Here is a 325-nt window from a genome sequence, read left to right as displayed (position 1 = left end):
GAGCCGATGGCTGCGGAATGCCAGCCGCCGAGGATGACCTGTTTCCAGGTGAACCCGTCCGCCGCCCCTTGAGGCTTGTCGACCAGGGTCGGCCTGCTCCGGCTGGTGTTGGTGCCGTCGCCCAGCTGTCCGTCGTCGTTGCCTCCCCAGGTGTAGAGGTTGCCGTCCGAGCCGATCGCTGCGGTATGGTTGCATCCTGGGATCGTGTATTTCCAGGTGAACCCGGCGGGTGCGCCTTGGGGCTTGCTGACCGGGATTGGCCTGCCCCGGGTGGTGTTGGTGCCGTCGCCCAGCTGGCCGTTTTCGTTGCTTCCCCAGATGTAGA

General features: G+C 65.8%; 1 pseudogene. It reads right to left on the bottom strand.

Annotated features, from left to right (window positions below):
• Positions 1-325: pseudogene (locus CI601_RS00005) on the bottom strand (chromosome condensation regulator RCC1); the annotation flags it as partial.

Origin of the sequence: Bifidobacterium sp. wkB344, assembly GCF_003688305.1 — a bacterium.
Classification (GTDB): Bacteria; Actinomycetota; Actinomycetes; order Actinomycetales; family Bifidobacteriaceae; genus Bombiscardovia; species Bombiscardovia mizhiensis.
This window is presented reverse-complemented; position numbering and strand designations above follow the sequence as displayed.